The 20,169-nt window shown below is 42.6% G+C and carries 35 protein-coding genes and 1 pseudogene; 34 read left to right on the top strand and 2 right to left on the bottom strand.

Annotation, left to right across the window (positions count from 1 at the left end; all coding sequences use genetic code 11):
* The coding region (locus JCM15548_RS23595) for a hypothetical protein (RefSeq protein ID WP_227625644.1) at positions 1-219 on the top strand (219 nt) is incomplete at its 5' end.
* Between the two features lie 64 nt (positions 220-283).
* On the opposite strand, the gene JCM15548_RS09555 is transcribed toward JCM15548_RS23595, so the two are convergent.
* Positions 284-787 carry a hypothetical protein gene (locus JCM15548_RS09555; protein WP_062124738.1) on the bottom strand — a complete coding sequence of 168 codons (504 nt, stop codon included), beginning with the start codon at positions 785-787 and terminating at the stop codon, positions 284-286.
* 331 nt (positions 788-1,118) lie between these two features.
* Between JCM15548_RS09555 and ilvA the strand changes: the two are divergent.
* A pseudogene (ilvA, locus tag JCM15548_RS25315) lies at positions 1,119-1,978 on the top strand (threonine ammonia-lyase IlvA); the annotation flags it as partial.
* Positions 1,979-1,990: 12 nt separating this feature from the next.
* Positions 1,991-2,359: a hypothetical protein gene (locus tag JCM15548_RS26270; protein ID WP_369403691.1), complete on the top strand. Its 369-nt coding sequence runs from the start codon at positions 1,991-1,993 to the stop codon at positions 2,357-2,359.
* Between the two features lie 61 nt (positions 2,360-2,420).
* Here the strand turns inward: JCM15548_RS26270 and fabD are convergent, their stop codons facing one another.
* Positions 2,421-3,266 carry an ACP S-malonyltransferase gene (gene fabD / locus JCM15548_RS09545; protein WP_062124746.1) on the bottom strand — a complete coding sequence of 282 codons (846 nt, stop codon included), beginning with the start codon at positions 3,264-3,266 and terminating at the stop codon, positions 2,421-2,423.
* A 422-nt stretch (positions 3,267-3,688) separates the two neighbouring features.
* Between fabD and rpsL the strand changes: the two genes are divergently transcribed.
* From rpsL to rpsD, 31 genes are all read left to right on the top strand, one after another.
* Positions 3,689-4,066 (top strand): 30S ribosomal protein S12, encoded by a 378-nt coding sequence (gene rpsL, locus JCM15548_RS09540; RefSeq protein WP_062124736.1) that lies wholly within the window; start codon positions 3,689-3,691, stop codon positions 4,064-4,066.
* A gap of 115 nt (positions 4,067-4,181) precedes the next feature.
* The gene (rpsG, locus tag JCM15548_RS09535) at positions 4,182-4,658 is read left to right on the top strand and encodes a 30S ribosomal protein S7 (RefSeq protein WP_062124733.1); all 477 of its coding nucleotides are present in this window, start codon (positions 4,182-4,184) and stop codon (positions 4,656-4,658) included.
* A 58-nt stretch (positions 4,659-4,716) separates the two neighbouring features.
* The gene (fusA, locus tag JCM15548_RS09530) at positions 4,717-6,786 is read left to right on the top strand and encodes an elongation factor G (protein ID WP_062124731.1); all 2,070 of its coding nucleotides are present in this window, start codon (positions 4,717-4,719) and stop codon (positions 6,784-6,786) included.
* Between the two features lie 22 nt (positions 6,787-6,808).
* Positions 6,809-7,114 carry a 30S ribosomal protein S10 gene (gene rpsJ, locus JCM15548_RS09525; protein ID WP_062124729.1) on the top strand — a complete coding sequence of 102 codons (306 nt, stop codon included), beginning with the start codon at positions 6,809-6,811 and terminating at the stop codon, positions 7,112-7,114.
* Positions 7,115-7,137: 23 nt separating this feature from the next.
* Positions 7,138-7,755, top strand: coding sequence for a 50S ribosomal protein L3 (gene rplC, locus JCM15548_RS09520; RefSeq protein WP_062124728.1), 618 nt, complete (start codon positions 7,138-7,140; stop codon positions 7,753-7,755).
* A complete protein-coding gene (rplD, locus tag JCM15548_RS09515; RefSeq protein WP_062124726.1) occupies positions 7,755-8,384 on the top strand; it encodes a 50S ribosomal protein L4 in 630 nt (209 codons plus the stop codon). The genes rplC and rplD overlap by 1 nt, the downstream gene beginning before the upstream one ends.
* Positions 8,385-8,395: 11 nt before the next feature.
* The gene (gene rplW / locus JCM15548_RS09510) at positions 8,396-8,686 is read left to right on the top strand and encodes a 50S ribosomal protein L23 (RefSeq protein ID WP_062124724.1); all 291 of its coding nucleotides are present in this window, start codon (positions 8,396-8,398) and stop codon (positions 8,684-8,686) included.
* 5 nt (positions 8,687-8,691) lie between these two features.
* A complete protein-coding gene (gene rplB / locus JCM15548_RS09505) occupies positions 8,692-9,516 on the top strand; it encodes a 50S ribosomal protein L2 (protein ID WP_062124722.1) in 825 nt (274 codons plus the stop codon).
* 20 nt (positions 9,517-9,536) lie between these two features.
* Positions 9,537-9,806, top strand: coding sequence for a 30S ribosomal protein S19 (gene rpsS / locus JCM15548_RS09500; protein WP_062124720.1), 270 nt, complete (start codon positions 9,537-9,539; stop codon positions 9,804-9,806).
* A 37-nt stretch (positions 9,807-9,843) separates the two neighbouring features.
* Entirely contained in the window at positions 9,844-10,260 is a 417-nt protein-coding gene (rplV, locus tag JCM15548_RS09495) for a 50S ribosomal protein L22 (protein ID WP_062124718.1), read from the top strand.
* Positions 10,261-10,267: 7 nt separating this feature from the next.
* Entirely contained in the window at positions 10,268-10,993 is a 726-nt protein-coding gene (gene rpsC / locus JCM15548_RS09490) for a 30S ribosomal protein S3 (protein WP_062124716.1), read from the top strand.
* 32 nt (positions 10,994-11,025) lie between these two features.
* Entirely contained in the window at positions 11,026-11,457 is a 432-nt protein-coding gene (gene rplP / locus JCM15548_RS09485; RefSeq protein WP_062124714.1) for a 50S ribosomal protein L16, read from the top strand.
* Positions 11,458-11,460: 3 nt separating this feature from the next.
* On the top strand, positions 11,461-11,661 hold the full coding sequence (gene rpmC / locus JCM15548_RS09480; protein ID WP_062124712.1) for a 50S ribosomal protein L29: 201 nt from the start codon (positions 11,461-11,463) through the stop codon (positions 11,659-11,661).
* 4 nt (positions 11,662-11,665) lie between these two features.
* Positions 11,666-11,923 carry a 30S ribosomal protein S17 gene (rpsQ, locus tag JCM15548_RS09475; protein ID WP_062124710.1) on the top strand — a complete coding sequence of 86 codons (258 nt, stop codon included), beginning with the start codon at positions 11,666-11,668 and terminating at the stop codon, positions 11,921-11,923.
* A gap of 2 nt (positions 11,924-11,925) precedes the next feature.
* On the top strand, positions 11,926-12,291 hold the full coding sequence (rplN, locus tag JCM15548_RS09470; protein ID WP_062124708.1) for a 50S ribosomal protein L14: 366 nt from the start codon (positions 11,926-11,928) through the stop codon (positions 12,289-12,291).
* Positions 12,292-12,312: 21 nt separating this feature from the next.
* On the top strand, positions 12,313-12,633 hold the full coding sequence (gene rplX / locus JCM15548_RS09465; protein WP_062124744.1) for a 50S ribosomal protein L24: 321 nt from the start codon (positions 12,313-12,315) through the stop codon (positions 12,631-12,633).
* The gene (gene rplE / locus JCM15548_RS09460; protein WP_062124706.1) at positions 12,633-13,190 is read left to right on the top strand and encodes a 50S ribosomal protein L5; all 558 of its coding nucleotides are present in this window, start codon (positions 12,633-12,635) and stop codon (positions 13,188-13,190) included. The genes rplX and rplE overlap by 1 nt, the downstream gene beginning before the upstream one ends.
* Positions 13,191-13,194: 4 nt before the next feature.
* Positions 13,195-13,464: a 30S ribosomal protein S14 gene (rpsN, locus tag JCM15548_RS09455; RefSeq protein WP_062124704.1), complete on the top strand. Its 270-nt coding sequence runs from the start codon at positions 13,195-13,197 to the stop codon at positions 13,462-13,464.
* Positions 13,465-13,527: 63 nt separating this feature from the next.
* Positions 13,528-13,923: a 30S ribosomal protein S8 gene (rpsH, locus tag JCM15548_RS09450; protein ID WP_062124702.1), complete on the top strand. Its 396-nt coding sequence runs from the start codon at positions 13,528-13,530 to the stop codon at positions 13,921-13,923.
* Positions 13,924-13,937: 14 nt separating this feature from the next.
* The gene (gene rplF, locus JCM15548_RS09445) at positions 13,938-14,489 is read left to right on the top strand and encodes a 50S ribosomal protein L6 (RefSeq protein WP_062124700.1); all 552 of its coding nucleotides are present in this window, start codon (positions 13,938-13,940) and stop codon (positions 14,487-14,489) included.
* A gap of 21 nt (positions 14,490-14,510) precedes the next feature.
* Positions 14,511-14,867 (top strand): 50S ribosomal protein L18, encoded by a 357-nt coding sequence (rplR, locus tag JCM15548_RS09440; RefSeq protein WP_062124698.1) that lies wholly within the window; start codon positions 14,511-14,513, stop codon positions 14,865-14,867.
* A gap of 6 nt (positions 14,868-14,873) precedes the next feature.
* On the top strand, positions 14,874-15,392 hold the full coding sequence (rpsE, locus tag JCM15548_RS09435) for a 30S ribosomal protein S5 (protein WP_062124697.1): 519 nt from the start codon (positions 14,874-14,876) through the stop codon (positions 15,390-15,392).
* Between the two features lie 11 nt (positions 15,393-15,403).
* A complete protein-coding gene (gene rpmD, locus JCM15548_RS09430) occupies positions 15,404-15,580 on the top strand; it encodes a 50S ribosomal protein L30 (protein WP_062124696.1) in 177 nt (58 codons plus the stop codon).
* 30 nt (positions 15,581-15,610) lie between these two features.
* The gene (gene rplO / locus JCM15548_RS09425) at positions 15,611-16,057 is read left to right on the top strand and encodes a 50S ribosomal protein L15 (protein ID WP_062124695.1); all 447 of its coding nucleotides are present in this window, start codon (positions 15,611-15,613) and stop codon (positions 16,055-16,057) included.
* 120 nt (positions 16,058-16,177) lie between these two features.
* Complete coding sequence (gene secY, locus JCM15548_RS09420; RefSeq protein ID WP_262486976.1) at positions 16,178-17,455, top strand: preprotein translocase subunit SecY; 1,278 nt, start codon at positions 16,178-16,180, stop codon at positions 17,453-17,455.
* A 17-nt stretch (positions 17,456-17,472) separates the two neighbouring features.
* Complete coding sequence (gene map, locus JCM15548_RS09415; protein WP_062124692.1) at positions 17,473-18,252, top strand: type I methionyl aminopeptidase; 780 nt, start codon at positions 17,473-17,475, stop codon at positions 18,250-18,252.
* A 38-nt stretch (positions 18,253-18,290) separates the two neighbouring features.
* A complete protein-coding gene (gene infA / locus JCM15548_RS09410; protein ID WP_227625648.1) occupies positions 18,291-18,491 on the top strand; it encodes a translation initiation factor IF-1 in 201 nt (66 codons plus the stop codon).
* A gap of 20 nt (positions 18,492-18,511) precedes the next feature.
* On the top strand, positions 18,512-18,628 hold the full coding sequence (gene ykgO / locus JCM15548_RS21075) for a type B 50S ribosomal protein L36 (RefSeq protein ID WP_015361145.1): 117 nt from the start codon (positions 18,512-18,514) through the stop codon (positions 18,626-18,628).
* A 10-nt stretch (positions 18,629-18,638) separates the two neighbouring features.
* Positions 18,639-19,016 carry a 30S ribosomal protein S13 gene (gene rpsM / locus JCM15548_RS09405; RefSeq protein WP_062124688.1) on the top strand — a complete coding sequence of 126 codons (378 nt, stop codon included), beginning with the start codon at positions 18,639-18,641 and terminating at the stop codon, positions 19,014-19,016.
* 10 nt (positions 19,017-19,026) lie between these two features.
* Complete coding sequence (gene rpsK / locus JCM15548_RS09400) at positions 19,027-19,416, top strand: 30S ribosomal protein S11 (RefSeq protein ID WP_062124686.1); 390 nt, start codon at positions 19,027-19,029, stop codon at positions 19,414-19,416.
* A gap of 144 nt (positions 19,417-19,560) precedes the next feature.
* Positions 19,561-20,166: a 30S ribosomal protein S4 gene (rpsD, locus tag JCM15548_RS09395; RefSeq protein WP_062124684.1), complete on the top strand. Its 606-nt coding sequence runs from the start codon at positions 19,561-19,563 to the stop codon at positions 20,164-20,166.
* Positions 20,167-20,169 lie beyond the last annotated feature (3 nt).

The following is a 20,169-nucleotide window of genomic DNA, read 5'->3' as shown; positions in this document are numbered from 1 at the left end:
AAAAGCCGATTCAGCAATGAGTCGGCTTTTCTGCGTTATAACCCCACCAACCCAATCAACCCCATAAAACCCTACTTACCCAATCCACCCTTTCCCGCTCTGCGGGACTTCGCTTCGCTTGCCTCCCCTCTCTCCCTATTGACCTACCGATCTATCAATTTTTTTGACCCAATCCACCCATCCTACCCTTCCAGCCCCATCTACCCATCCCTCCCCTAATTTCAAAGCACAAAAAAACCTGCTGAATTGAAATCAGCAGGTTTATTTGTTAATTTTGCTTAGCTTAGTTGACGGCAGCTATGTTTTGCATGTTTTTAAGTAAAGAGGGATAGTAGCAGGCAATGAGTCCCAGCGCTTTTTCAACGGAAATTTCACCACCAGTTATTCTGGATTGGTAGCCAAGGGCCTCAGTTGAAAGGAACATGTTGTTGGTTTGTTCAGGATACAGGCTGAATTTGCTGTTGACCCTAGTGGCACCGAATCCTTGCTTGTTGCAAACATACTGAACTTCCATGACATTGCTTCTTACGATGTAATCGTTGCATTTGGCACGTTCATTTAAATAGATGGTAATGGGGGCATTCCCGTTCTCATAGGTTAACTGGAATTTTCTTAAGGTTTCTTTTTTGATGGTTTCCGGTTCCAGTTCTGTAATTTGGTAGTTGCCCAATAGTGTTTGTGAATTGCCTGTAACTGCCTCAGGTGCACTGTTGGCTGTGACAGTTCCCAATCCTACAAATAGCATTAATGTTAAAGCAATTCCTGAAAATAAGTTTACTCGTTTCATAGTTATCTAATTTTAATTGTTATTGATTTTGTTTTTAGTTTTGTTTGTTGCTTTCATTTTATCAATTGGTGTGCCAATTATTATAAAATACTTAAAAACAAGAAGTTAAAAAGTATATGGGTGCGTGGTGTTTGTGCGAATACGGATATTTGGTGTTCGTTAGCGAACAATTTTGGCTTTTGTTGTATCAAATTTTAATGGAAGTTTTGATTCTAAGGTCTGTTTGCTTTCATTGGTAGTTGTTTTGTGTTTTTAAAGTGATGAAAATGAAATGATAACAATTTGTTTTCTTGTCGTGCAAGTAAATTTTAAGCTTATAAAATCGTAAGTTATGATTGATGTTAAAGATATAGAGGCAGCTTATAGCTGTATCAGAGATGTTGTTACTCAAACGCCCCTCATGAAGGATGAGATACTTTCAGAGAAGTATGCGGCCAACATCTACCTAAAGAGGGAGGACTTGCAGGTGGTTCGTTCCTATAAAATCCGTGGCGCTTACAATAAAATGGCCTCTCTTAGTCAGGAAGAGCGGAAACGTGGGATTGTTTGTGCCAGTGCCGGGAATCATGCCCAGGGGGTAGCGTTTTCTTGTCTGAAATTAAATATTCAGGGTCGGATTTTTATGCCTGCAACTACACCTAAGCAGAAGATTAAGCAGGTTCGGATGTTTGGGCGGGACAATGTAGAGATTATCTTAACGGGCGATACTTATGATCAGGCTTATGAAGCCGCTAAAAAAGATTGCGCAACGAATAAGTCTGTTTTTATTCACCCTTTTGATGACCTACAGGTCGCTGCCGGTCAGGGTACGGTAGGCCTTGAAATAATGCAGCAAGTTGACTTTTCCATTGATTATGCTCTGGTGCCCATTGGTGGTGGTGGCCTGATTAGCGGACTGGATCGTGGTTACGGGTGAAGAGTCCGGCTACCCGGATTATCGGAGTGGAACCTGCAGGTGCAGCTGCTATGAAGGAATCACTTGATCAGGGTAAACGGGTCATTCTGGAAAATTTTGAGAAGTTTGTCGATGGCGCCGCTGTTTCATTGGTAGGTGAGCTGAATTTTGAAATCGCCAGAGAGGTCATTGATGGTATGATCCTGGTTCCGGAAGGAAAGGTCTGTACGACTATCCTTAGGTTATATAATGAAGAGGCCATTGTTGCAGAACCCGCAGGCGCCTTAAGTATTGCTGCATTGGATTTAATGGCGGACAAAATTAAAGGGAAAAACGTGGTGTGTATTGTGAGTGGCGGAAACAATGACATCACCCGGACAGAGGAAATAAAGGAACGCTCTCTTTTATACGAAGGCTTAAAGCATTATCTGATTATTCGCTTCCCGCAGCGTTCCGGAGCCTTGCGTGAATTTGTGAATGAAGTTCTGGGGCCGGATGATGACATCACCCATTTCGAATATACCAAAAAGAACAGTCGCGACAGTGGTCCTGCACTTGTGGGCATAGAGACCCGCTCTATGGCGGATTATCAAGCCATGTTGCAGCGTATGGAGGACAAGCATATTAATTATAAATCAGTGAACGACTCTCCGGATTTGTTTCATTTGTTGATATAAACAAAGTGAGGGCTTCACTAATCGTGAGGCCCTCGTTCTGTGTGTTGAAGTTATTCTAGCCTTATCCCTGAAAGGCGCTGATATTTTCACATTCAGCCTGGCGGTTGATTTTCTTGATCAGACCAGTCAGGACTTTTCCGGGACCTATTTCAGTGAAATGATTGGCACCATCGGCCAGCATGTTTTGTACGGTCTGAGTCCATTTGACCGGGGCTGTTAATTGTGCTATGAGATTTTCCTTGATTTCAGCAGGATTGGTAAAAGGCCTTCCGCTTACATTTTGGTAGACCGGGCATACAGGTGTGTTGATGGCGGTGTTTTCAATAGCAGCAGCGAGTTCTGCACGAGCTGGCTCCATTAAAGGAGAGTGAAAGGCGCCACCAACCGAGAGTTTTAAGGCGCGTTTGGCACCCAGTTCGGTTAACTTCTCGCAAGCCTGATCGATGCCCTCAAAAGAGCCGGAAATGACCAGCTGGCCGGGACAATTGTAATTGGCAGGTACGACTACAGCATCAATGTTTTTGCAGGCTTCTTCCACCACCTGATCGTCCAGTCCCACAATGGCAGCCATGGTCGAAGGTTCCATTTCACACGCTTTTTGCATGGCCTGGGCGCGCTGGGAAACCAATTTTAGGCCATCCTCAAAAGAAAGGGCTCCGGCCGTCACGAGGGCCGAGAATTCACCCAGAGAATGACCGGCCGTCATGTTGGGCTTAAACCCATCGCCCAGCGTTTTGGCCAATATGACCGAGTGAAGAAAGATGGCTGGCTGCGTCACTTTTGTTTGTCTGAGATCTTCCTCTGTGCCTTCAAACATCAGATCTGTAATTCTGAATCCTAAAATGTCATTGGCCTTTTCAAACAACTCTTTGGCCATGGGGGATTGTTCGTACAAATCTTTTCCCATGCCCACAAATTGAGCTCCTGACCGGGAAAAACATAAGCTTTAGTCATGATGTAGTTTTTTTTGATTGCGTATATAAAGGCAATCTGTTTATCATCTGATTGTCAAATGAGATAAAAAAGAAGTGCAAATATAATATAGATGCAGGTAAGTTGACAATTAAATAAATTTTTTATGACATAAAAAAGGCTGGTTGGTTACCTTGGTGAACCCTCCTTTCGGTGTCGTAATTTATTGATGAAGGAATAATTAACTATTAAAAAGACAATTAACTGTTTTTATTTAAGTTCTATTTTATTACTTTTGCACCGCTTTTTTGTGCGAAGGTGTGAATTTATTTGAAAATCAATGGGATTTTTAATTGAAAAAGAATACCTTTGCAACCCGTTTATCGATAGTATTTTAAAGTTAAAATCAAAGTTTATATGCCAACAATTCAGCAATTAGTAAGAAAAGGACGTACCTCGCTGGTAGACAAAAGTAAGTCTCCTGCGTTGGATTCATGTCCACAGCGCCGTGGGGTTTGTGTGCGTGTATATACCACTACTCCTAAGAAGCCAAACTCAGCCATGCGTAAAGTGGCCAGGGTGCGTTTGACCAATGGGAAAGAGGTGAATGCCTACATCCCGGGAGAAGGTCATAACCTTCAGGAACACTCCATTGTGTTAGTACGTGGTGGCAGAGTTAAAGATTTGCCAGGTGTTCGTTATCACTTAGTGCGTGGAGCATTGGATGCATCGGGTGTTGAAGGTCGTACGCAGCGTCGTTCTAAATACGGAACCAAGCGTCCCAAGAAGAAGTAATTAATTGACGGTAGTTTTGTTTATTGGTTGGTGTTAGGTTGAGTAAATAGTGTAAGTCACTGTTGAAGAGTCAAATACAGCCAGTAAATTTTTTGAACTAATAAACAAAAAAAGAATGAGGAAGAGTAAACCAAAAAAGCGGGTAATTCTACCCGATCCAAAGTTTAACGATACTTTGGTAACACAATTTGTCAACAATCTGATGTATGACGGAAAAAAATCGATTTCTTACTCGATTTTTTATACGGCGCTTGATTTGATGAAAGACAAAGCTGAGAAAGAAGGCAAACCTGCATTGGAAATGTGGAAAAAAGCATTGGAAAACATTACCCCTAACGTTGAGGTGAAGAGCCGTCGCGTAGGTGGTGCAACTTTCCAGGTTCCTACCGAAATCAGATCTGAGCGCAAGGTTTCTTACAGTATGAAGAACCTGATACTTTTCGCGCGTAAAAGAAGCGGAAAATCTATGGCTGAAAAATTGTCCGCTGAAATAGTTGCTGCATATAACCAGGAGGGCGGGGCATATAAGAAGAAAGAAGATATGCACAGAATGGCTGAAGCCAACCGTGCCTTTGCCCATTTCAGATTTTAATCCTTTGATTTTAGTAATATAATGGCAAAAGACTTAAAATATACAAGGAACATTGATTATGGCTCACATTGACGCCGGTAAAACAACAGCTACCGAGCGTATCTTGTTTTATACCGGTATTACCCATAAGATTGGTGAAACCCATGAGGGTTCTGCCACTATGGACTGGATGGAGCAAGAGCAGGAGAGAGGTATTACCATTACCTCTGCCGCCATTAGTACCCAGTGGAACTATAGAGATCAAGAATATAAAATTAACATCATTGACACCCCGGGTCACGTTGACTTTACCGTTGAGGTAGAGCGCTCATTGCGTGTTTTGGACGGAGCTGTAGCTCTGTTTTGTGCGGTTGGTGGTGTTGAGCCCCAGTCGGAAACCGTATGGCGTCAGGCCAATAAGTATGAAGTTCCTCGTATGGGCTTTGTTAATAAAATGGACCGATCCGGAGCTAATTTCTTTGATGTTGTTCGTCAGGTTCGTGAAGTATTAGGTGCCAATCCTGTACCTATTCAGGTTCCTATTGGTGCAGAAGAGACCTTTAGGGGTGTCGTTGACCTCATTGAGAATAAAGCTGTTGTTTGGTACGATGATGATGTCATGGGCCAGCGTTATGAGTTGGAAGACATTCCGGCTGATATGGTTGAAGAAGTGGCTGAATGGCGCGGAAAAATGGTGGAAGCTGTTGCCGAGTATGATGATGAATTGATGGAGAAATTCTTTGATGATCCTGATTCGATTACAGCTGACAAATTAATTGAAGTGATTCGTAAGGCAACAATTGACATGAAGATTGTGCCCATGATGTGCGGATCAGCCTTTAAAAATAAGGGTGTACAACGCTTGATTGACGGAATTGTTCGCTTTTTACCTGCGCCAACAGATGTGGCTGCTGTTACGGGAATCAATCCCAATACAGACAAGGAAGAAGTTCGTCATCAAACGGCCGATGCGCCTTTTACGGCATTGGCGTTTAAGATTGCTACGGATCCCTTTGTTGGTCGTCTGGCTTTTATGCGTGTATATGCCGGAACACTGGAGGCAGGTTCTTACGTGCACAACACACGAAGCGATAAAAAAGAGCGTATTTCCCGTCTGTATCAAATGAAATCCAATAAGCAGATGCCCATCGAAAGCATCTCAGCCGGAGATATTTGTGCCGGTGTAGGATTCAAAGACATTCGTACCGGAGATACCTTGTGTGACGAAAAGCATCCCATTGCTTTGGAATCTATGGTTTTTCCTGAACCCGTTATTGGTATATCCGTCGAGCCCAAGAGTCAGAAGGATATGGATAAGCTGGGTACCGGACTGGCCAAGCTGGCAGAAGAGGACCCAACTTTTCGTGTGCATACCGATGAAGACAGCGGTCAAACGGTTATTAGTGGTATGGGTGAACTTCACCTGGAGATCATTATCGACCGTTTAAGACGTGAGTTTAAGGTGGAATGTAACCAGGGACGTCCTCAGGTTAACTACAAGGAAGCCATTAGTCAAAAGGTGGATCACCGTGAGGTTTTCAAAAAACAGACGGGTGGTCGTGGTAAGTTCGCTGATATTTCCGTGAAAGTTGGACCTGTTGATGAAGGCAAAGAAGGACTGCAGTTTGTGGACCTGATCAAAGGAGGAAATATTCCTAAAGAGTTTATCCCTTCCGTAGAGAAAGGATTTAAGAATGCCATGCAAAATGGTGTTTTGGCCGGCTTTACGGTTGAAAACCTAAAGGTTGAGTTAATGGATGGATCTTTCCACCCTGTTGACTCGGATCAATTGTCTTTTGAGATTTGTGCACGTCAGGCCTTCAAGGCAGCTTGTGCCAAAGCCCAACCGAGACTTTTGGAGCCTATTATGAAGGTAGAGGTTGTGACTCCGGAAGAGTATATGGGAGATATTATCGGTGACTTTAATAAGCGTAGAGGTCAGGTAGAAGGTATGGAATCTAAAGCTGGGGCTCGCGTCGTTAAGGCCCGTGTTCCGTTGGCTGAGATGTTCGGTTATGTGACTGCGTTGCGTACCATTTCATCCGGACGTGCTACTTCTTCAATGGAATTTGCTCATTACGAAGAGGTTTCAAAATCCATTGCTACCGAGGTTGTTAAAGAAGCCAAAGGAAAAGTCGAATTATTGTAAGAACTTGTTCGCATAAATAACTATGAATCAAAAAATAAGAATTAAGCTGAAATCATACGATCATAATTTGGTGGACAAGTCTGCCGAGAAGATTGTAAAGACAGTGAAGAGCACAGGGGCTGTAGTAAGTGGTCCTATTCCGTTGCCTACTCATAAAAGAGTTTTCACTGTATTGCGTGCTACTTTCGTTAATAAGAAATCCAGAGAGCAGTTTCAATTATCCTCCTACAAGCGGTTAATTGATATTTACAGCTCAACTGCCAAGACTATTGACGCTCTGATGAAACTTGAACTTCCCAGCGGTGTGGAAGTCGAAATTAAAGTTTGATAATTAATTAAAATCACAAAGCAATGCCAGGATTAATTGGAAAAAAAATCGGAATGACTTCCGTTTTCAGTGCCGAGGGTAAAAATGTACCATGCACTGTTATCGAAGCTGGTCCTTGCGTCGTGACCCAGGTGAAGAGTTTAGAAACAGATGGTTATGAAGCTGTTCAGCTGGCGTTCGATGAAAAACGTGAGAAGAGTACCACCAACCCTCAAAAGGGGCATTTTCAAAAAGCAGGTACCACTCCAAAGGCCAAACTGGTTGAATTCAAAGATTTCGAGAATGAGTTCAAATTAGGTGACGTGGTCACTGTGGACATCTTATCTGAAGACACTTTTGTGGACGTAACCGGCTTTTCAAAAGGCAAGGGCTTCCAAGGGGTTGTAAAGCGTCACGGATTTGCAGGTGTTGGCGGACAAACCCATGGTCAGCATAACCGTGGACGTGCTCCCGGTTCATTAGGAGCATCATCCTTCCCTTCAAGGGTGTTTAAAGGCATGAGAATGGCCGGACGTACCGGAGGAGATCGGTCTAAGGTTGAAAACTTGAGAGTGTTAAAAGTGATTCCGGAAAGTAACCTTGTTTTAGTTAAAGGATCGGTACCGGGCGCAAATGGTTCATACCTAATTATTGAAATGTAATGGAACTGAACATAGTAAATATAAAAGGAGAAGATACCGGACGCAAAATTGAGTTGACTGATTCAATTTTTGCGGTTGAGCCCAACGATCACGCCATTTATCTGGATGTAAAGCAGTATTTGGCCAACAATCGTCAGGGGACACACAAAGCCAAGGAGCGGAGTGAAATAGCCGGTAGCACAAGAAAAATTAAGAAGCAGAAGGGAACTGGTACCGCTCGTGCAGGTAGCATTAAGAGCCCTATATTTCGTGGTGGAGGCCGGGTTTTCGGTCCTCGTCCAAGAGATTATAACTTCAAATTGAATAAGAAGGTTAAACAACTGGCTCGTTTGTCAGCTTTGGCTTACAAAGCTAAAAACAATGAGATTATGGTTGTTGAAGATTTTTCATTTGATGCGCCAAAATCGAAAGCTTTTGATGCCATCCGGAAAAGTCTGAAGGTAGATGACAAACGATCTTTGTTGGTATTGAAAGAGATTGATCGGAATGTTTATCTGTCGGCCCGAAATATTCCAAGAACGGAAGTTTCTGTGGCCTCAGGGCTTAATACCTACAGTATCATGAAGGCTCAGTATTTGCTGCTTACTGAAAGCTCTGTTGAGCAAATCGGAAAACTTTATAACGAATAAGGAGGTAAGTCATGAACGTAATATTAAAACCTATAGTCACTGAAAAGATGACCCATCAGGGTGAAACCCTGAATGCATATGGCTTTATTGTGAAGAAGGATGTTAACAAACTTCAGATTAAGAAAGCCATTGAAGAGATGTACAATGTTGCTGTAGCAGAAGTTAATACCATGCGTTATGCTGGTAAAAGTAAGACCCGTTATACCAAGGCAGGTATTATCAGTGGTCACTCTGCAGCTTACAAAAAAGCTATTGTAACATTGGTAGATGGAGATAAAATTGATTTTTATAGCAATATCTAAGTAAAATGGCAGTAAGAAAGCTAAAGCCCACAACACCGGGGCAGAGACACAAAATTATTGGTGCATTTGATTCGATTACCTCAAGTGTACCAGAGAAATCCTTGCTGAAGCCTTTGAAAAAAACCGGCGGTCGTAACAACACCGGTAAAATGACCATGCGTTATGTCGGAGGCGGACACAAAAGGAAGTATCGGGTAGTCGATTTCAAGCGAAATAAAGACGGTGTTCCAGCAAATGTTGAATCCATACAGTACGATCCTAACAGGAGTGCCAGGATTGCTTTGTTGGTTTATGCAGATGGAGAAAAACGCTACATCCTTGCACCTAATGGTTTGCAGGTAGGCATGGAACTTTCTTCGGGAACCGGCAGCGCGCCTGAAATTGGCAATGCGCTTCCATTAGGAGAAATTCCATTGGGTACCATCGTTCATAATATTGAACTGCAACCCGGCAAAGGAGGAGCTATGGCTCGTAGTGCCGGCACATTTGCCCAATTGGCTGCTCGTGAAGGTAAGTACGTAGTAATACGTTTGCCATCCGGTGAATCCAGAATGATTCTGACAACTTGTCGTGCCACCATCGGTGCTGTCGGTAATTCCGACCATGCACTGGAAAGGTCTGGTAAAGCAGGTAGAAGCAGATGGCTTGGTCGTCGTCCAAGAGTACGTGGAGTTGTAATGAACCCGGTTGATCACCCGATGGGTGGTGGAGAAGGTCGTTCTTCAGGAGGACATCCACGTTCAAGAAAAGGATTACTGGCCAAAGGTTTCAAAACCCGTTCGCCTAAAAAAGCTTCTAGTAAGTACATTCTTGAAAAGAAAAAAAAGTAACCGGTTAATTATTTGACATTATGAGCAGATCATTAAAAAAAGGGCCTTATATCAACTACAAGCTGGAAAGAAAAGTGTTCGCCATGAACGATTCCGGTAAGAAGACAGTGATTAAGACATGGGCCAGGGCATCTATGATTTCCCCTGATTTTGTGGGGCATACCATAGCTGTACACAACGGTAACAAATTCATTCCTGTTTATGTCACTGAAAATATGGTGGGTCATAAATTAGGTGAATTTGCCCCGACGCGAACCTATCGCGGTCACTCAGGCAATAAGAAACGATAATTAGCCTGATAGTGTTAATACCTTTAATGCAAAAAAAATGGGTGCAAGAAAAAGAATAAAAGCAGAACAACTTAAAGAAGCCAGAAAGAGCCAGGCTTATGCCAAGCTGCGCAATGTGCCCACCTCGCCCCGTAAAATGCGGCTGGTGGTGGACCTCATTCGCGGCAAAGAGATCAATCTGGCCCTCGATATCCTCAAATTTTCTACCAAGGAGGCTTCAAGAAGTGTAGAAAAGCTCTTATTGTCCGCAGTTGCCAACTGGAAGGAGAAAAATGAAGGTCAGCGTTTAGAAGATGCCAACCTTTTTGTGAAAGAAGCTTATGTGGATTCAGGCAGAATTTTGAAAAGACTCAGACCTGCACCGCAGGGACGTGCGCACAGAATTCGCAAAAGATCCAACCACGTGACGATTCTCGTGGATAGCAAAGTATCAATCGAAAACCAGGAAAACTAATAGGCAGATGGGACAAAAAGTAAATCCAATAAGCAACAGATTGGGAATCATCCGCGGATGGGATTCCAATTGGTTTGGCGGAAAGAATTACGGCGACAAACTGCTGGAAGATTCCAAAATCCGCAAGTACTTGAATGCGCGTTTGGCTAAAGCCAGTATTTCGCGTATCATTATTGAACGAACACTTAAGTTAATTACCATAACAGTTTATACTGCCCGTCCCGGTATCATTATCGGTAAAGGTGGTCAGGAGGTTGATAAGCTGAAGGAAGAGCTTAAGAAGATTACTGACAAGGAAGTTCAAATCAATATCTTTGAGGTGAAACGTCCTGAATTAGATGCCATGATTGTGGGCAATAATATTGCACGTCAGCTGGAAGGCCGTATCGCCTACCGCCGTGCGATAAAAATGGCCATCGCTTCTACCATGCGTATGGGAGCAGAAGGTATCAAAGTTCAGATTTCCGGTCGTTTGAATGGTGCTGAAATGGCCCGTTCAGAAATGTACAAGGAAGGACGTACACCACTTCACACATTCCGTGCAGATATTGATTATTCTCAAAGTGAAGCTTTAACCAAAACAGGTTTAATTGGGATTAAGGTTTGGATTTGTAAAGGTGAGATTTACGGTAAGCCGGATCTTTCCCCCAACTTTAGTGCCAAGGAAACCGGAGCCGGCAACAGAAAAGGTGGCCAGCAAGGTGGAGGCGGTTTCAAAAAGAGAAGAAAGTAATCATCTGTTAACCTTTAATAGACTCAGGAAAGATGTTACAACCAAAAAAAGTAAAATTCAGACGGCAGCAAAAGGGACGGATGAAGGGGAATGCTCAGCGAGGTCATGAACTGGCCTTCGGTTCCTTCGGCATCAAGTCCCTGCAGACCAAGTGGATCACAGGCCGTCAAATAGAAGCGGCAAGGGTTGCCGTTACCCGTTATATGCAACGTCAGGGACAGATATGGATTCGTATTTTCCCGGACAAACCAATTACTAAGAAGCCAGCCGAAGTTAGGATGGGTAAAGGTAAAGGTAGCCCGGAAGGGTTTGTTGCGCCAGTTACGCCCGGACGCATACTTATTGAGTGTGATGGTGTATCTTTTGAGATAGCTAAGGAGGCCTTGCGCCTGGCAGCTCAAAAATTACCAGTCACCACTAAGTTTATTGTGAGAAGGGATTTTGTTGAATCTACAAATGCGTAAGCGATGAAAACTTCCGAAATAAGAGAGATGACCATTAATGAGATAGAGGAGCGTTTAGATGCTGAAAAGCAAGATCTTGTTCGTACCAATCTCAACCACCACATTTCTCCATTGGAGAACCCAATGAAGATCAGAGAAATACGTAGGAACATTGCACGTATGCTGACCATTCTGCGTCAGAAGCAACTTAATGATAAAAATTAAGCAGATGGAAACAAGAAATTTGAGAAAAGAACGTGTAGGCGTTGTGGTGAGCGAAAAAATGGATAAAACCATTGTCGTGAGTGTTGTTGTTCGTGAAAAACACCCCATTTATGGGAAGTTTATGAAAAAGACCAAGAAGTTTTATGCGCACGACGAAACAAGCAACAGCCATGAGGGAGATACCGTAAAAATTATGGAATCGCGCCCTCTTAGCAAGATGAAACGTTGGAGATTAGTTGAAATCTTAGAAAGAGCTAAGTAAACATGATACAGCAAGAATCCAGACTAAACGTTGCCGATAACAGTGGAGCCAAAGAAGTACTTTGTATCCGCGTACTAGGCGGTACCGGACGCAGATATGCTTCCGTTGGTGACCGCATTGTGGTAACAATAAAGAGCGCTGTTCCATCTTCAGATATGAAGAAAGGAACAGTAAGTAAAGCCGTTGTGGTTCGCACAAAAAAGGAAATTCGCAGAGGAGATGGTTCATATATCCGCTTCGATGACAATGCTTGTGTGTTACTGAACAACGTAGGAGAAATGCGTGGAACCCGTATTTTCGGGCCCATTCCCCGTGAAATGCGTGAAGGATATATGAAAATCGTATCTCTGGCGCCTGAAGTGCTTTAATCTATAATGATTCAAACAGCAATGGGAAAATTACATATTAAAAAAGGCGATATAGTGATTGTGAATGCAGGAACAAGTAAAGGCCAGGAAGGCAAAGTGCTTGAAGTATTCCCTGAAAAACAACGCGCTATCGTAGAGGGTGTTAATTTGGTGAGTAAACACACCAAACCTAACGCCGAGAATCCACAAGGTGGTATTCTTAAGAAGGAAGCCGGCATCCATATTTCGAATCTGAACCTGAAAGATCCTTCCACCGGGAAGGCTTCACGTATAGGACGCAGAACAAGTGATAATGGAAAATTGGTTCGTTATTCTAAAAAGTCAGGAGAGGAGATTAAGTAATGAGCTATACACCAAGTTTAAAAAGCAAGTACAATGACGAGATTGTAGCTAACCTCAAAAAGGAGTTTAGTTACAAAAGTGTCATGCAGGTGCCACGCTTAGAAAAGATTGTTATCAACCAAGGAGTTGGTGCAGCTGTGGCCGATAAAAAACTGATCGAAACATCCGTTAAGGAGCTGACAGGAATCACCGGACAGCAGGCGGTAGCTTGTTATTCAAAAAAGGATATTTCTAACTTTAAGTTAAGGAAGAAAATGCCTATTGGAGTGAAGGTTACCCTACGTCAGGAGAAGATGTATGAGTTCCTCGAAAGACTTGTGCGTGTGGCTTTGCCACGTATCCGTGACTTTAAAGGTATTGAAAGCAAATTGGACGGACGTGGAAATTACACTCTGGGTGTGACCGAGCAAATCATTTTTCCTGAAATAAATATCGATAATGTAAGCAAGATTATGGGTATGAATATTACCTTTGTGACCTCAGGAAAAACTGATGAGGAGGCGTTTGCCCTTCTGCGTGAGTTTGGATTACCGTTTAAGAACTTAAAAAAGAACTAGTTATATGGCAAAAGAATCAATGAAAGCCCGCGAAGTAAAACGGGCCAGGCTTGTTGCCAAATATGCTGAAAAACGCGCCAAGCTTAAAGCTGAAGGTGACTATGAAGGTTTACAAAAGCTTCCCAAGAATGCTTCTCCTGTGCGTATGCACAACCGATGCAAATTAACCGGAAGGCCTAAAGGTTACATGCGCCAATTCGGTATAAGCCGTATTTCATTCAGAGAAATGGCTGCAGCAGGTTTAATACCAGGAGTTAGAAAGGCCAGTTGGTAGAGACCAACTGGTAGTATTTAAATATTGTTCCGACTTGTCGGAATCAATTTAAACTATAGTAATATGACAGATCCTATTTCGGATTTCCTGACGCGTATCAGGAATGCCATCATGGCACGACACAAGGTTGTTGAGATACCAGCCTCCAACCTTAAGAGGGAAATGACCAAGATCCTTTTGGAAAAAGGTTATATCCTTAATTATAAATTTATGGATGACGGTAAGCAAGGCATCATTAAGATTGCCTTGAAATATGATCCCGTTACCAAAGTTCCCGCTATCAATAGCTTGAGCCGTATATCTTCTCCAGGATTGCGTAGATATACCGGTTACAGAAATGTCCCCAGGGTTTTAAATGGTCTTGGTGTGGCAATTCTTTCGACTTCCAAAGGCGTCATGACCGACAAGGAAGCCAGGAACGAGAAAGTGGGTGGCGAAGTATTGTGTTACGTTTATTAAAAAGGAGGTAAGTCATGTCTAGGATAGGAAAATCACCCGTAAACATACCAGCCGGCGTAAGCGTAACGGTTAAAGATAGTTTGGTCACCGTAAAGGGTGCCAAAGGAGAATTGGAACAAGCCATCCACCCTGATATTAAAGTTGAAGTTAAAGATGGTGAAGTTCAGTTGACAAGACCAACTGATGAGAAGAACCACCGCGCTATGCATGGTTTGTATCGATCACTGATCAATAATATGGTGATTGGTGTGTCAGAAGGCTACCAGAAAAAAATGGAATTGGTTGGTGTCGGTTATCGTGCCACATCTACTGGTCAGATTTTGGAATTGTCTCTGGGGTATTCACACGCTATACATATGCAGTTGCCTAAAGAAATTAAGGTGGAAGCAGTTACAGACCGGAAAAGTAATCCGATCATAACACTTGAATCCATTGACAAGCAACTCTTGGGGCAGGTTTGTGCCAAAATTCGCGAATTGCGTAAACCAGAGCCATATAAAGGTAAAGGTGTTCGCTTTAAAGGCGAAGTAGTAAGGCGTAAGGCCGGTAAGAGTGCAAAAGTTTAATTTGATTAATTAGTAAGTGTTATGGCTTTTTCGAAATTAGATAGGCGATTTAAAATAAAAAGACGCATCCGTAGCAAAGTCGAGGGCACAGCCGAACGACCACGGATGACCGTTTATAGAAGCAATAAGCAGATATCTGTTCAATTGATTGATGATAAATCAGGAAAAACACTGGTTTCCGTATCTTCGTTGTTGAAAGATATCGCTGCTGAGAAAGTTACCAAAACAGAACAAGCAGCCAAAGTTGGTAAACTCATTGCAGAAAAGGCCCAAGCGGCCGGTATTTCTGGAGTGGTTTTCGACAGAAATGGTTATTTGTATCATGGTAGAGTAAAACAATTAGCGGACGCTGCTCGTGAGGCAGGTCTTAAATTCTAAATAATTATGGCAGGAAATACAAATAGAGTCCGTACAACAAATGACCTCGAATTGAAGGACAGATTGGTAGCCATTAATCGCGTTACCAAAGTTACCAAGGGTGGTAGAACTTTCAGCTTCTCGGCCATTGTTGTTGTAGGTAATGAGAATGGTATCGTGGGCTGGGGCCTGGGAAAAGCCAATGAAGTGACCACCGCTATTGCCAAAGGAGTAGAAGCCGCTAAGAAAAATTTGGTGAAAGTTCCTATTGTCAATGGTACCATTCCACATGAGCAGATTGCCAAGTTTGGCGGAGCCCGTGTTTTTATGAAGCCCGCTTCTCATGGTACCGGTCTTGTAGCAGGTGGTGCGATGCGTGCCGTACTTGAAAGTGCTGGTGTGGTGGATGTATTGGCGAAGTCGAAAGGCTCAGCTAACCCGCACAACCTGGTTAAGGCTACGATTGAAGGATTGTGCGAAATGCGTGATGCTCATACAGTAGCTCAGCACCGGGGAGTAACTCTGGACAAAGTGTTTAATGGTTAAGCAATAAAGTTATGGCTAAAATAAAAGTAACTCAGGTTCGCAGTAAAATCAGGTGTACCAGTCGTCAGAAGAAGACTTTGGAATCACTTGGTTTGAGAAAGCTAAACGCCACCGTTGAACATGAGGAAAATCCTGTGATTATGGGAATGGTGGACAAAGTAAGACACCTTGTGAGTGTCTCAAAATAATTGTTTTAACGAAGTTTATCACGATAAGATATGAAACTTAATGAGTTAAAACCTGGTGAAGGCGCAACGCATCACGAAAAGAGGATCGGCCGGGGACAAGGTTCCGGACATGGCGGAACTTCTACACGTGGTCATAAGGGTGCAAAGTCCCGATCAGGTTATTCAAGAAAAATCGGATTTGAAGGTGGTCAAATGCCACTTCAAAGACGGGTTCCAAAGTTTGGTTTTAAGAATGTCAACCGTAAGGAGTATAAGTCAATCAACCTCAATGTTCTTCAGATTTTGGCTGAGAAGAACGGATGGAGTGTTATTGCCCCCGAGAATCTTATTGAGGCAGGATATGTCAATAAGAATGACCTGGTAAAAATACTGGGAAATGGTGCAATCAGCTCGAAAGTTGAAGTTAAGGCTCATGCTTTCTCAAAATCTGCTGAAGCAGCTATTGAAGCGGCTCAGGGAACTGTTGTGAAACTGTAATTTGAATCCTGTCCGCTCTGGCGGGCAGGATCAAATGACCTTATAAATCTAATTTAAGATATGAAACTTTTCGAAACCATCCGTAATATCTGGAAGATCGACGACCTCAGAAGCAGGATTATGACCACTTTGGGATTAATTCTGATTTATCGTCTGGGTTCTAAAGTCGTTTTACCGGGTATTGATCCAACTCAGTTAGCAAACCTTGCCGCCCAAACCGATCAGGGAGTTTTGGGATTGCTTAACATGTTTTCAGGGGGAGCATTTGCCAATGCTTCTATTATGGCATTAGGTATTATGCCTTATATCTCGGCTTCTATTGTTATCCAGTTATTGGGTATCGCCGTTCCTTATTTTCAGCGTTTACAACGTGAAGGAGAAAGTGGCCGTCGTAAAATCAATCAGATAACCAGGTATTTAACTGTGGTTATTCTGTTGTTTCAAGCCCCGGGCTACATCGCAAACCTTCACGCCCAATTGCCCGAATCTGCCTTTGTTAATGCCGGATGGAGTTTCACTGTCATGTCAACCATCATTCTCACAGCAGGAAGTATGTTTGTGATGTGGCTAGGCGAAAGAATTACGGACAAAGGTATTGGTAATGGTATTTCTTTGATCATCATGATTGGAATTATTGCCATGCTGCCCTTCTCCCTTTTCGCAGAATTTGTTTCCAGACTGGAAGAAGGAGGTGGTTTGGTGATGCTGCTGATTGAATTTGTTGTTCTGTTCTTTGTGTTTGAAGGTGCTATTTTGCTGGTGCAGGGAACACGCAGAGTGCCTGTTCAGTATGCCAAGAGAATTGTTGGTAATAAGCAGTATGGTGGTGTTCGCCAGTATATTCCTTTGAAGGTGAATGCAGCTGGAGTTATGCCTATCATTTTTGCTCAGGCGATTATGTTTATTCCAATTACTTTGGCCGGTTTTGTAGACAGCGAAGCTGCTACAGGATTTGCCGCTGTTTTTTCTAACTTTACAGGGTTTTGGTATAACTTCTCTTTCGCTTTCCTGATTATTTTATTCACCTATTTCTATACCGCTATCACTATTAATCCGACGCAAATGGCGGATGACATGAAGCGTAACGGTGGTTTTATTCCCGGCGTTAAACCTGGAAAGAAAACGGCAGAGTTTTTAGATTCTGTGATGTCTAAAATTACATTACCCGGGTCTTTCTTCCTTGCTTTTGTGGCTATTTTACCAGCTTTTGCCATGTTAGCAGGAATTGATCAGAATTTTGCTCAGTTTTATGGCGGAACCTCACTGTTGATTTTAGTGGGTGTTGTTTTGGATACTTTGCAACAGATTGAGAGCCATTTGCTGATGAGACATTATGATGGTCTGTTGAAATCAGGAAGAATCAAAGGCCGGACCGGTGGTGGTGCAGCTGCCTTTTAAATGATTTTTACACTGGCATGGTTTATTTAAAGACTGACGAAGAAATAGAGTTGTTAAGGGAGAGTAATCTTCTGGTAGGAAAAACACTGGGTGAAGTGGCTAAGGCTGTGAAACCTGGTGTGACTACACTTGACCTGGATAAGATAGCTGAGGAATTTATCAGAGATCATAAGGGTGTACCGGGTTTTTTGAACTATCAGGGATTTCCCAATTCATTGTGTACTTCTGTTAACGAACATGTGGTACATGGCATACCCAACAAAACACCCCTTAAAGAAGGGGATATTGTCTCTATTGATTGCGGGGTTTTATTGAATGGTTTTTTCGGGGATAGTGCCTATACTTTTGAAGTCGGGCAGGTTAATCCTGAAGTGAAAGCTTTATTGGAAGCCACCAAAGCCTCCTTGTATGCAGGCATTGAAGCCGCAGTGGAGGGCAATAGAATAGGGGATATTGGCTATGCCGTTCAGAATTATTGTGAGTCAAGAGGTTATTCTGTGGTACGTGAAATGGTGGGGCACGGAGTGGGCAGGCAACTGCACGAAGCGCCGGAGGTTCCGAACTATGGACGTAAGGGCAATGGCGTAAAACTGCGTAAAGGTATGGTTATTGCCATTGAACCAATGATTAATCTTGGGAAGCGCCAAATTATTTTGGAAGATGACCAATGGACCATTAGAACTGTTGATAGAAGTGTTTCAGCTCACTTTGAACACACAATTGCTGTGGGGAAAAGTAAATCTGATATACTTTCCAGTTTTAAATTTGTAGAAGAAGTGTTAACTTTGCAGTCTTAAAAAAATTAAAGTGATAGAGTTATGGCTAAACAAGCTCTATAGAACAAGACGGTACAATTATCGAAGCACTATCCAACGCCATGTTTCGCGTGGAGTTGGAAAACGGACATGTGATCACCGCACATATCTCCGGTAAAATGCGTATGCATTATATTAAAATTCTTCCGGGAGACAAGGTTAAGGTGGAAATGTCACCTTATGATTTGACCAAAGGCAGAATTAGTTACAGGTATAAATAACATACTCAATACTTAAGACAATGAAGGTAAGAGCATCAATTAAAAAGCGAAGTGCCGACTGCAAAATCGTACGGCGCAAGGGACGCTTGTATGTAATCAACAAGAAAAATCCCAAGTTTAAACAACGTCAAGGATAAATTATAGAATATGGCAAGAATTGCAGGAGTAGACATCCCGGCTAACAAAAGAGGCGAAATTGCTTTAACGTATATCTATGGCATCGGCCGTAGCAAAGCAACTTCACTGCTACAAGAGGCTGGTATTGATGTCAGTTTGAAAGTAAAAGAATGGAACGATGACCAGATAACTGCCGTTCGTGAGTTAATTGGTTCAACCATCAAAACCGAAGGTGAATTGCGTTCTGAAGTACAATTGAACATTAAGCGATTAATGGACATCGGTTGTTACAGAGGTATTCGTCACCGTATTGGTTTACCGGTTCGCGGTCAATCAACCAAGAACAATGCCCGTACCCGTAAAGGAAAGAAAAAGACGGTTGCGAACAAAAAGAAAGCTACTAAATAATCATTGAAACATGGCAAAAAAGGCAGGATCACAAAAGAAAAGAGTTGTGAAAGTGGATGCCTTGGGGCAAGCCCACATCCATTCATCATTCAATAACATCATCGTTAGCCTGACCAATTCAAACGGACAGGTGATTTCCTGGTCAAGTGCCGGCAAAATGGGGTTCAGAGGTTCTAAAAAGAACACCCCCTATGCCGCTCAGACAGCTGCAGCCGATTGTGCTAAAGTGGCTTATGACTTAGGCTTGAGGAAAGTGAAAGCATATGTAAAAGGACCGGGTAATGGTCGGGAATCAGCTATTCGTTCCATTCATGCCACCGGCATTGAAGTCAGCGAAATTGTTGATGTAACACCAATGCCTCACAACGGTTGTCGCCCTCCCAAAAGACGTAGGGTTTAAAATATTATAACTAGTTATTAACCATAAGTTTTTGGTTTTAATTTTGAATAATGGTAGGTTATAACACCAACCTTCCTTCTATAATCTTGCGGCTGTCATATTCAATCTTTAAAATCAAAAATTTAAAATCAAAAATTTAGTAGAATGGCTAGATACATAGGTCCAAAGACTAAAATTTCTCGTAAATTCGGTGAGCCCATTTATGGCCCCGATAAATATTTTGAAAAGAAGAATTATCCTCCCGGCCAGCATGGTAACAACCGTAGGAGAAAAACAAGCGAATACGGCGTTCAGCTTAAAGAAAAGCAGAAAGTAAAATATACTTACGGCGTTTTGGAAAAGCAATTTCGCAATTTGTTTGAAAAGGCCAACAGCCATCATGGTATTACCGGTGAGGTATTATTGATTCTTCTCGAATCGCGTTTAGATAACGTGGTTTACCGTATGGGATTGGCTCCTACCAGAGCTGGTGCCCGTCAATTGGTTTCTCACCGTCATATTACTGTTGATGGATCAATTGTTAACATTCCTTCTTACAGCTTAAAGGCTGGTCAGTTGGTAGGTGTTAGAGAAAAATCCAAATCGCTGGAGTCGATAAATGCTTCATTATCAAGTTCAAGTGTTCATAAGTTTTCCTGGTTGGAATGGGATCAGCAGAGCATGGTCGGTAAATTCCTAAATGCGCCTGAAAGGTCTGAAATTCCTGAGAACATCAAAGAACAGTTGATTGTAGAATTGTACTCTAAATAATTT

The organism is Geofilum rubicundum JCM 15548, from assembly GCF_000974365.1.
Classification (GTDB): Bacteria; Bacteroidota; Bacteroidia; order Bacteroidales; family Marinilabiliaceae; genus Geofilum; species Geofilum rubicundum.
The sequence above is the reverse complement of the archived record's forward strand: the minus strand, read 5'-3'. Positions and strand labels throughout refer to the sequence as shown.

What these genes read in the sequence shown, in the direction of transcription:
- JCM15548_RS09555 (WP_062124738.1), bottom strand. Translation starts at nt 787, where the DNA reads ATGAAACGAGTAAACTTATTTTCAGGAATTGCTTTAACATTAATGCTA.
- JCM15548_RS26270 (WP_369403691.1), top strand. Translation starts at nt 1,991, where the DNA reads ATGGCGGACAAAATTAAAGGGAAAAACGTGGTGTGTATTGTGAGTGGC.
- fabD (WP_062124746.1), bottom strand. Translation starts at nt 3,266, where the DNA reads ATGGGAAAAGATTTGTACGAACAATCCCCCATGGCCAAAGAGTTGTTT.
- rpsL (WP_062124736.1), top strand. Translation starts at nt 3,689, where the DNA reads ATGCCAACAATTCAGCAATTAGTAAGAAAAGGACGTACCTCGCTGGTA.
- rpsG (WP_062124733.1), top strand. Translation starts at nt 4,182, where the DNA reads ATGAGGAAGAGTAAACCAAAAAAGCGGGTAATTCTACCCGATCCAAAG.
- fusA (WP_062124731.1), top strand. Translation starts at nt 4,717, where the DNA reads ATGGCTCACATTGACGCCGGTAAAACAACAGCTACCGAGCGTATCTTG.
- rpsJ (WP_062124729.1), top strand. Translation starts at nt 6,809, where the DNA reads ATGAATCAAAAAATAAGAATTAAGCTGAAATCATACGATCATAATTTG.
- rplC (WP_062124728.1), top strand. Translation starts at nt 7,138, where the DNA reads ATGCCAGGATTAATTGGAAAAAAAATCGGAATGACTTCCGTTTTCAGT.
- rplD (WP_062124726.1), top strand. Translation starts at nt 7,755, where the DNA reads ATGGAACTGAACATAGTAAATATAAAAGGAGAAGATACCGGACGCAAA.
- rplW (WP_062124724.1), top strand. Translation starts at nt 8,396, where the DNA reads ATGAACGTAATATTAAAACCTATAGTCACTGAAAAGATGACCCATCAG.
- rplB (WP_062124722.1), top strand. Translation starts at nt 8,692, where the DNA reads ATGGCAGTAAGAAAGCTAAAGCCCACAACACCGGGGCAGAGACACAAA.
- rpsS (WP_062124720.1), top strand. Translation starts at nt 9,537, where the DNA reads ATGAGCAGATCATTAAAAAAAGGGCCTTATATCAACTACAAGCTGGAA.
- rplV (WP_062124718.1), top strand. Translation starts at nt 9,844, where the DNA reads ATGGGTGCAAGAAAAAGAATAAAAGCAGAACAACTTAAAGAAGCCAGA.
- rpsC (WP_062124716.1), top strand. Translation starts at nt 10,268, where the DNA reads ATGGGACAAAAAGTAAATCCAATAAGCAACAGATTGGGAATCATCCGC.
- rplP (WP_062124714.1), top strand. Translation starts at nt 11,026, where the DNA reads ATGTTACAACCAAAAAAAGTAAAATTCAGACGGCAGCAAAAGGGACGG.
- rpmC (WP_062124712.1), top strand. Translation starts at nt 11,461, where the DNA reads ATGAAAACTTCCGAAATAAGAGAGATGACCATTAATGAGATAGAGGAG.
- rpsQ (WP_062124710.1), top strand. Translation starts at nt 11,666, where the DNA reads ATGGAAACAAGAAATTTGAGAAAAGAACGTGTAGGCGTTGTGGTGAGC.
- rplN (WP_062124708.1), top strand. Translation starts at nt 11,926, where the DNA reads ATGATACAGCAAGAATCCAGACTAAACGTTGCCGATAACAGTGGAGCC.
- rplX (WP_062124744.1), top strand. Translation starts at nt 12,313, where the DNA reads ATGGGAAAATTACATATTAAAAAAGGCGATATAGTGATTGTGAATGCA.
- rplE (WP_062124706.1), top strand. Translation starts at nt 12,633, where the DNA reads ATGAGCTATACACCAAGTTTAAAAAGCAAGTACAATGACGAGATTGTA.
- rpsN (WP_062124704.1), top strand. Translation starts at nt 13,195, where the DNA reads ATGGCAAAAGAATCAATGAAAGCCCGCGAAGTAAAACGGGCCAGGCTT.
- rpsH (WP_062124702.1), top strand. Translation starts at nt 13,528, where the DNA reads ATGACAGATCCTATTTCGGATTTCCTGACGCGTATCAGGAATGCCATC.
- rplF (WP_062124700.1), top strand. Translation starts at nt 13,938, where the DNA reads ATGTCTAGGATAGGAAAATCACCCGTAAACATACCAGCCGGCGTAAGC.
- rplR (WP_062124698.1), top strand. Translation starts at nt 14,511, where the DNA reads ATGGCTTTTTCGAAATTAGATAGGCGATTTAAAATAAAAAGACGCATC.
- rpsE (WP_062124697.1), top strand. Translation starts at nt 14,874, where the DNA reads ATGGCAGGAAATACAAATAGAGTCCGTACAACAAATGACCTCGAATTG.
- rpmD (WP_062124696.1), top strand. Translation starts at nt 15,404, where the DNA reads ATGGCTAAAATAAAAGTAACTCAGGTTCGCAGTAAAATCAGGTGTACC.
- rplO (WP_062124695.1), top strand. Translation starts at nt 15,611, where the DNA reads ATGAAACTTAATGAGTTAAAACCTGGTGAAGGCGCAACGCATCACGAA.
- secY (WP_262486976.1), top strand. Translation starts at nt 16,178, where the DNA reads ATGACCACTTTGGGATTAATTCTGATTTATCGTCTGGGTTCTAAAGTC.
- map (WP_062124692.1), top strand. Translation starts at nt 17,473, where the DNA reads ATGGTTTATTTAAAGACTGACGAAGAAATAGAGTTGTTAAGGGAGAGT.
- ykgO (WP_015361145.1), top strand. Translation starts at nt 18,512, where the DNA reads ATGAAGGTAAGAGCATCAATTAAAAAGCGAAGTGCCGACTGCAAAATC.
- rpsM (WP_062124688.1), top strand. Translation starts at nt 18,639, where the DNA reads ATGGCAAGAATTGCAGGAGTAGACATCCCGGCTAACAAAAGAGGCGAA.
- rpsK (WP_062124686.1), top strand. Translation starts at nt 19,027, where the DNA reads ATGGCAAAAAAGGCAGGATCACAAAAGAAAAGAGTTGTGAAAGTGGAT.
- rpsD (WP_062124684.1), top strand. Translation starts at nt 19,561, where the DNA reads ATGGCTAGATACATAGGTCCAAAGACTAAAATTTCTCGTAAATTCGGT.